The organism is Nitratifractor sp. (genome assembly GCF_015487065.1).
Taxonomy (GTDB): Bacteria; Campylobacterota; Campylobacteria; order Campylobacterales; family Sulfurovaceae; genus Nitratifractor.
Window position 1 is genome coordinate 1 of record NZ_WFQN01000003.1, and the last position, 6,412, is coordinate 6,412.

The 6,412-nt window shown below is 52.8% G+C and carries 9 protein-coding genes and 1 pseudogene; 3 read left to right on the top strand and 7 right to left on the bottom strand.

Going from position 1 to position 6,412, the window contains the following annotated elements:
- From F8I07_RS00100 to F8I07_RS00110, 3 genes and pseudogenes are all read right to left on the bottom strand, one after another.
- Positions 1-410, bottom strand: a pseudogene (locus F8I07_RS00100) (cytochrome c); the annotation flags it as partial.
- A gap of 10 nt (positions 411-420) precedes the next feature.
- The gene (locus tag F8I07_RS00105) at positions 421-765 is read right to left on the bottom strand and encodes a hypothetical protein (protein ID WP_292654132.1); all 345 of its coding nucleotides are present in this window, start codon (positions 763-765) and stop codon (positions 421-423) included.
- Positions 766-997: 232 nt separating this feature from the next.
- Positions 998-1,372, bottom strand: coding sequence for a hypothetical protein (locus F8I07_RS00110; protein ID WP_292654134.1), 375 nt, complete (start codon positions 1,370-1,372; stop codon positions 998-1,000).
- A 234-nt stretch (positions 1,373-1,606) separates the two neighbouring features.
- Between F8I07_RS00110 and F8I07_RS00115 the strand changes: the two genes are divergently transcribed.
- Genes F8I07_RS00115 through acpS form a run of 3 tightly spaced genes read left to right on the top strand, consistent with a single transcriptional unit; the run spans position 1,607 to position 2,555 of the window.
- Complete coding sequence (locus F8I07_RS00115) at positions 1,607-1,993, top strand: hypothetical protein (RefSeq protein WP_292654136.1); 387 nt, start codon at positions 1,607-1,609, stop codon at positions 1,991-1,993.
- Positions 1,990-2,178, top strand: a complete 189-nt coding sequence (locus tag F8I07_RS00120) for a hypothetical protein (protein WP_292654138.1) — start codon at positions 1,990-1,992, stop codon at positions 2,176-2,178. The genes F8I07_RS00115 and F8I07_RS00120 overlap by 4 nt, the downstream gene beginning before the upstream one ends.
- Positions 2,179-2,186: 8 nt before the next feature.
- Positions 2,187-2,555: a holo-ACP synthase gene (gene acpS / locus F8I07_RS00125; protein WP_292654139.1), complete on the top strand. Its 369-nt coding sequence runs from the start codon at positions 2,187-2,189 to the stop codon at positions 2,553-2,555.
- Here acpS and F8I07_RS00130 read toward each other — a convergent pair.
- From F8I07_RS00130 to F8I07_RS00145, 4 genes are all read right to left on the bottom strand, one after another.
- Positions 2,552-2,794 carry a hypothetical protein gene (locus tag F8I07_RS00130; RefSeq protein ID WP_292654142.1) on the bottom strand — a complete coding sequence of 81 codons (243 nt, stop codon included), beginning with the start codon at positions 2,792-2,794 and terminating at the stop codon, positions 2,552-2,554. The two genes, acpS and F8I07_RS00130, sit on opposite strands and share 4 nt — an antisense overlap.
- 108 nt (positions 2,795-2,902) lie before the next feature.
- A complete protein-coding gene (locus tag F8I07_RS00135) occupies positions 2,903-4,348 on the bottom strand; it encodes a TrkH family potassium uptake protein (protein ID WP_292654145.1) in 1,446 nt (481 codons plus the stop codon).
- On the bottom strand, positions 4,338-5,660 hold the full coding sequence (locus F8I07_RS00140; RefSeq protein ID WP_292654148.1) for an NAD-binding protein: 1,323 nt from the start codon (positions 5,658-5,660) through the stop codon (positions 4,338-4,340). Before F8I07_RS00140 ends, F8I07_RS00135 begins: the two co-directional genes overlap by 11 nt.
- A gap of 68 nt (positions 5,661-5,728) precedes the next feature.
- Positions 5,729-6,412: patatin-like phospholipase family protein (locus F8I07_RS00145; RefSeq protein ID WP_292654151.1), on the bottom strand; the 684-nt coding region annotated here is incomplete at its 5' end.

Genomic DNA, 6,412 nt, shown 5'->3' on the forward strand with positions numbered 1-6,412 from the left:
AGCCAGGCTTTGGTCAGATCCGGCGCATAGTAGGCACCGTTACCCAGCAGCGTATGACAATCCATACAGTTCTTGGCTTGAGAGGTCAGTTTACCCAGATGCAGCAGGGCTGCCGCCTCTTTGGGGCTGAGCTCTTTGCCGAAGAGCGGCTGCTTCTCCGGCCCGATGACGGGAACTTCCAATCCTCGTTTCTCATCATATTTATACCCGATCTTGTAGTTGATGACCGTGGGGGCGGGAATCCGCCGTTTGATCCCTTTGGCCAGCTCCTCATCGGTGCCCATGCGGATCTGTCCCATCGTATCAAAGGTCAGCCAGATCAGCAAAATCGTCGCGAAACCGGTGACCCAGGCTGCCGAACGGCGCCAGAAAGGGATACTCGTCCAGACGGATGGTTTTTTCTCAGCCATTTCTCCTCCTTTATTGGTTTAAGTCGTTGTGATCGTTCTCGTACCGCTTATCCGCTTCATCGACCAGATAGAAGTAGAGATGCGGCACAAAGAGATAAGCCACCATCGTCACCACCAGCACCTTGGTTGTATAGTGGTTGCTGTGAATCAAGACGGCCAGCTCATACAGACAAAAGGTCTGCAATCCCCAGAACAGATAGCCGACAGGCATCCACTTTTTGGAAAAAAATCCCATTTTGGCCAACGTGATGATCGCGGCGTAACCCACGCCAAAGACCAGAACCAGTGTCGCCACGATAAAGATTGGAAGAAACTGATCCGGAGCGATCGCCGGCCATCCTGTGACATTTCCCATACTTATGGACTCCTTTCGACTCTATGCTTCTTCGAGCATAGGGCATTATGGCAATTTTTACGCCAAGAAGGATTGACATCGGTCAAGCGATTGATTTTTTTTTATAAATCGTTTTCAACAATAATGAATAAGCTATATATCAAGACAAAATTTCTTTATTCGTAGGAGAGTCTCTTCCCCCTCGGATCCGAAGGGAAGAAACAAAGCAGAGAGAAAGAGAGAAGGAGAAAAACTATTTGACAATACAACGTGCGAGGTGGAAGGGGCGGGTATATTCGGGAGAGACGAAATTGTCTCCCTCGATGCGCCAGCGGGCCGCTGTATCTTTTCGGATCTCGATCGACTGCGCCATTTTGCGCAGCATCCGGCTCTCACAAAGAACAGGCTTTCCGGCGTAAAAAGCCGCCTTGACCGACGCTATGCGCGAAGTGGTCACCCAGAAATGGAGGCCGATAAAGAGAGCAAGAACAATCGCCACAATCGTCAACCCCTTGCGGGGGGCAGCAGATGACATAAAGGGCCGGGTCGTCACATAGAGGGTTATCAATAGAATAATCCCGCCCAGAATCAGATAAGCCCCTTCCAGATAGAAAAACTTTTCCAACATCTTTCCTATACCTCCTTTGAGTAGAAAGACAAGTGTATCGCATCTGCAGGATCTCTTCCCTTGATATCTGTCAACAGCCTCTAACCGAGGAGTCCCTATACTGTCAAAGATTAACCGATGAAGAAATGGGAGCCATGCTCTCTGAGCATTTCGCATCCTGAATCCCGAGCTGGACCTGAAATGACGGAGGTTTTCAGACGACTCAACAACCGACTGTAGGAAGGATCTCTAATAATGTTTAGCAAAAAACTTGGATTTGCCTTGGGGGCGGTAATGATCTTTTTGGCAGCGGTAGCCTTTATCCTGGGGCGACCGCCTCATCGCGATGCCCGCCTCTATCCCCTAATTCGGCAGTACACTCCGTTTGTAATCGAGAAACACCTTGGAGGACTTGCCATCCGCCGCAAAGACGATCCCCACTTCCAAGAGGAGCCCGACGCCGTCAACTTCTACCCCCGACTGCAGGAGCTGGAACGCAACTGGGCCGCCAAACATCTGAAACTTCAGGGAAATATATTGATGATCCTGGATGATCAGGGAAAGGCTTTGAAGCGTCTTCCTCTTCAAAATGAGCAGGAGAGGCGCTTCATCCGGGAGTATTATCAGGTGAAACCCCAATGATCAACGTCGTCTTAACTCTTGTTTATACCAGTGTTTTACTGCTCTTTTTCGCCTATCCGGCGATGCGGATTGCCGAATGGCTGAGTGCACGCTATGGAATCGACCCCAAGTGGCACCGGCCGATGGTTATCGGTTTGACGATCCTTATCTCTTTGATCGTCGCCGCTTATCTGCAGTTTGGATAGGGGGAAAGATGATTCGTGTGGGAACCGACATCGTGGTCATTGAGCGCATTGCGAAGAGTTATGCGCGCTTTGGAGAACGTTTTTTGCGGCGCTATCTCAAGGCCGAAGAGTACGAATCCTCCACTTCCGACGCCAGCTTGGCGGGACTTTGGGCCGCCAAAGAGGCTGTTGCCAAAGCTCTCGGCTGCGGCATCGGATCGGAACTCTCCTTTCTGGATATCATCATTCGAAAAGATCAAAAGGGAGCCCCGCAGCTTCAGCTCGCTCCTGAGGCTCTGAAGCGCTTTCCGGTCCGGGAGAGTTCTCTCTCCATCAGCCATGACGGGGGCTTCGCCATGGCTGTGGTCGTCCTGGAACTGGACGGGCAAAAAGCTTAGCCGCAGTGCCCTCCGCCGCAGCATCCGCCTGCGGGGCGATTCTCTTCTACCCTGATCGTAAAGTGTTCTCCGGTTTCGACCACACTGAAGTTGTGCTTTTGGCAAAACTCCTCATTCATCTTCTGGGCCATTTTCTGCGCCTGCATCAGTGCTTGGTCCTTGCTCTCGAAGATCTGTGAGTTTTTCATATCGCTTTTGCGGAAACAGCTGCACTCTTTTTCTACGTTGACAGTAAACATTCTCTATCCTTGTTTTTAAAATATGGGCAGGGCCATCCTAGCGCAACGGCTTTGAAAGAGGCGTTATATCTGAGAAATATACTCCGAATTAAAAGGGGGATTAAGCGATCAAAACTTCTTCCAAAACGAAACACTCAATAACACATAAACCGTATAACACTCCAGACGCCCGATGATCATGCCGATGGAGAGGATGATTTTGTCAAAATCAGTAAAGAAGCCAAAGTTATCCGCCGGACCGACTTTGGCGAAGCCGGGTCCGATGTTGCCCACGATAGCCAACGCTCCCGAAATCGAGGTCATCGCATCGAAGCCCCGGCCGTAGAGATAGACGGAGAGCAGCACGTTGGTAAAGATATAGAGGACAAAAAAGCCGAAGGTGGAGGCCAGAACATTCTCTTTGAGCTTGTTGCCGTCCACATAGACGGCAATCAGTGCCCGAGGGTGCAAAATCCGCTTGAGTTCCGCAAAGAGCGTCTTGATAATGACCACATAACGGATCACCTTGACCCCGCCGGCAGTTGAGCCTGCGTTGCCCCCTACCAGCATCGCCAGGAAGATCAGCGCGATGGCGGCATGTCCCCAGACCCCGTAGTTGGTCGAGGCGAATCCGGTAGTGGTCATCACCGAGGCCACCGTGAAAAAGGAGTGGGTCACCGAAAAACTCAAGGTTGCGGTATCGACGATCTCGTGAGTCAGTGTCAGGGCGACAGAGAGGACAAAAAAGACGATCAGATACCAGCGCACCTCTTCACTCCAGTAGCCGCTGGGATCCCGGTAGAGCAGGCGCAGGTGCGCCAGGAAGTTGATCCCCGCCAGAATCATGAAAATCGTCGTCACCCAGAGAATCGCCGGCGAAGTGACCCAGTACCCCATAGAGGCGTTTTTGGTCGAGAAGCCCCCCGTCGAGAGGGTCGAAAAGGCATGGTTGACGGCATCGAACCAGTTCATACCGAAGACCTTCAACAATATCGCATCGATCACCGTCAGGGCCAGGTAGATTCCCCAAAGACTCAAAGCGGTGTCTTTGATCTTGGGTCGGAGTTTTTCGATCTGGATACCGGTCGATTCGGCCTTGAAGAGGCTGAGGCTTCCCGAGGGGTTGATCATCGAGAGAAGCCCTACGCCCAAAACGATAATTCCCATCCCCCCCATCCAGTGCATCAGGCTGCGATGAAAGAGGATGAAATGGGGAAGCGATTCGATATCACTATAGACCGTCGCTCCGGTGGTGGTAAACCCGCTAATCGCTTCAAAAAAGGCCGAAGCGGGAGAGACCTGGGTATAGAGATAGAGCGGGATTCCTCCGCCGATTCCCAGCAAAATCCAGAGTAGATTGACCGAGAGGATACTCTCGCGGATCTTCAGATCGATCCGGTGGTTACGCAGCAGCGTCCAGATCAAGGCGTTGCCCAGGATAAAAAGGGCGACAAAGATCATCAGACGGTCGCTCCGCTCTCCGTAATAGAGGGCAACAGGAATCTCCGTAGCAAAAAAGATTCCCACCGCCATCCCGATCAGGCTGAGGACCTTGAAGATGCTCTTAAAGTCCATTCAACCAGTTCTCCAGAACTTCGGCATCCTCTTCGTGGACAAAAGCGACCAGCAGATCCCCTTCCTCCAACTCGATCGCCTCGATAAAGGGCAGAAGCTGCCCTCCCCTCACCAGATAGAGCAATGACTCTCCCCGGTGTTTGTAGGGTTTAACCCTGCGTCCGATGAGCGTAGAACCGGGAAAGATCTTGCGCAGATAGATCGTTCCGCGCCCACCGCAATATTTACGTTCGGTCACGACCCGACTGGAGTGGATCCGCTCGATGATGGTATGGTAGGCACTCATTTTGGGACCCCGGACCACCACCAGGCCCAGAGAGTGCATCAGATTGTAGTACTCCATTTCGTTGTTGACGGCCACCACCTTTCGAATACCGTGTTCTTTGGCTTCGAGGCATTTGATGATGTTGTATTCGTCATTGCCCGTCGCGGCGATCATCATATCGGCATGACCGAGCCCCTCCTCTTCGAAAAGCTCCGCCGTTCCGTATTTGCAGCTCAGGGTCATCGCCTCCCCTTCCAGAGCCTCGTCGGCGATGTTGCATTGCCGGATATTCTCTTCGACGATCTTGACCTCTTTACCATGTTCGAGGAGTTTGCGGGCGATGGCGATCCCCAGATCTCCACCACCAAAGACGACACAGCGTTCGATATTACCGGGAGCCTCCGCCTCCAGTTTGGGGCACAGAGCCCGAATCCGGCTCTCGTCGCCGAAGAGGTAGACCAAGTCTCCCGGACGAATCTCGGCACCGCCCCCTTCGGGGATGATAAAAGATTTCTCCCGTTCGATTCCGACGACGGCGTAGTTTTCCCCCGGCTCCAGGGTGATCGCCTCCGCCAAAGCCGTTACACGGATGGAGATGAGCTTGAAATCGGCATAGGCGAAACTCTTGACGTTGTTGGCTCTCGGATAGGCAAAAAGCTGCTCCACCGTTTCCGAGGTCAGCTGCAACGGAAAGATCGCCTCGTCGATCCCCAGTTTTTCCCGGATGGAACTTTTGGCGAAAAATTCGTTGCGTAGGCGAATAAACTTGCGCTTGACAGCGATGGTATCCCCCGCGATCAGGGTCGAGATCAGATTGGCCTCGTCCATATCGGTCACAGCGATAAAGAGATCCGCTTCTTTATCGATCAGCTTCCGGTAAGTCAGCGGATCTTCGATATCCCCGTTAACCGGCAGGATGTCCAAACTCTCCTGGAGACGGGCCAAGGCCTCCGCGTTGCGGTCGATGACGGTGACATTGTGAACAGGGGAGAGGGTCCGCGCGAGGTTGTAGCCGACTTTGCCGGCCCCGGCGATGATGATATCCATTCGGATGATCCTTCAAAAAGAGTAAGATAAACGGGGATTATTATAGCACTCTCCGGCATTTTTGGAGTCTATTTTTGGAGTTTTTTTTCAAACGAAGACCAATGCTTTTTCATCTCAAGGTAGCCGCTTTCCAAGGCCATATCGACTTTGGAAAATTCAAAGGGGTGCATCGTCGCCACCCCTTGCACTTCCAGATGTGCCTGAGCGAGCCCGATAGAGGGTCTGATATTGTTATTGAGCATAATGAGAATCGAGCGGATCAGCAACGATCGAAAAGAGTCAGGGACACCCGCTTCCAGGGGGTTGACATTGATGGAGAGGACCGGCAGAGCATGTGCGAGGAGAGGACGGACCGGCAGATTGTCGCTGAAGCCGCCGTCGATATACCAGTTTTGATCGATCTGACGGGGATGAAAAAGCGGTGTCAATGACGAAGAGGCCAGGACATTGGCGATGGGGTCTCCGCTGTTCAGGTATCGGCTCCGGGCACTTTGCAGATCCGTCACGCAGCTGTAGCAGGGAATCTGCAGATCCCCATACTCCAGAGGTCCCAGCGCTTCGCGCAGCCGCGTTCCCACCCCCTCCAGGCTAAAAATCCCCGGTCCCCGCCCCAGGCGAAAGATCTGCCGTTTCTTGAGGGAATGAAGAAACGCCTCCATCTGATCGCTTCTCCACCCCGCCGCAATCAACAGCGCGATCATCGCCCCGGCACTGCTACCGGAGACTGCCCCGATCTCGACCCCCTGCTCTTC

Bases quoted from the DNA above. Each gene is read 5' to 3' on its own strand.
- F8I07_RS00110 (WP_292654134.1), bottom strand. From the start codon at position 1,372: ATGTTGGAAAAGTTTTTCTATCTGGAAGGGGCTTATCTGATTCTGGGC.
- F8I07_RS00115 (WP_292654136.1), top strand. From the start codon at position 1,607: ATGTTTAGCAAAAAACTTGGATTTGCCTTGGGGGCGGTAATGATCTTT.
- acpS (WP_292654139.1), top strand. From the start codon at position 2,187: ATGATTCGTGTGGGAACCGACATCGTGGTCATTGAGCGCATTGCGAAG.
- F8I07_RS00140 (WP_292654148.1), bottom strand. From the start codon at position 5,660: ATGGATATCATCATCGCCGGGGCCGGCAAAGTCGGCTACAACCTCGCG.
- F8I07_RS00130 (WP_292654142.1), bottom strand. From the start codon at position 2,794: ATGTTTACTGTCAACGTAGAAAAAGAGTGCAGCTGTTTCCGCAAAAGC.
- F8I07_RS00135 (WP_292654145.1), bottom strand. From the start codon at position 4,348: ATGGACTTTAAGAGCATCTTCAAGGTCCTCAGCCTGATCGGGATGGCG.
- F8I07_RS00120 (WP_292654138.1), top strand. From the start codon at position 1,990: ATGATCAACGTCGTCTTAACTCTTGTTTATACCAGTGTTTTACTGCTC.
- F8I07_RS00105 (WP_292654132.1), bottom strand. From the start codon at position 765: ATGGGAAATGTCACAGGATGGCCGGCGATCGCTCCGGATCAGTTTCTT.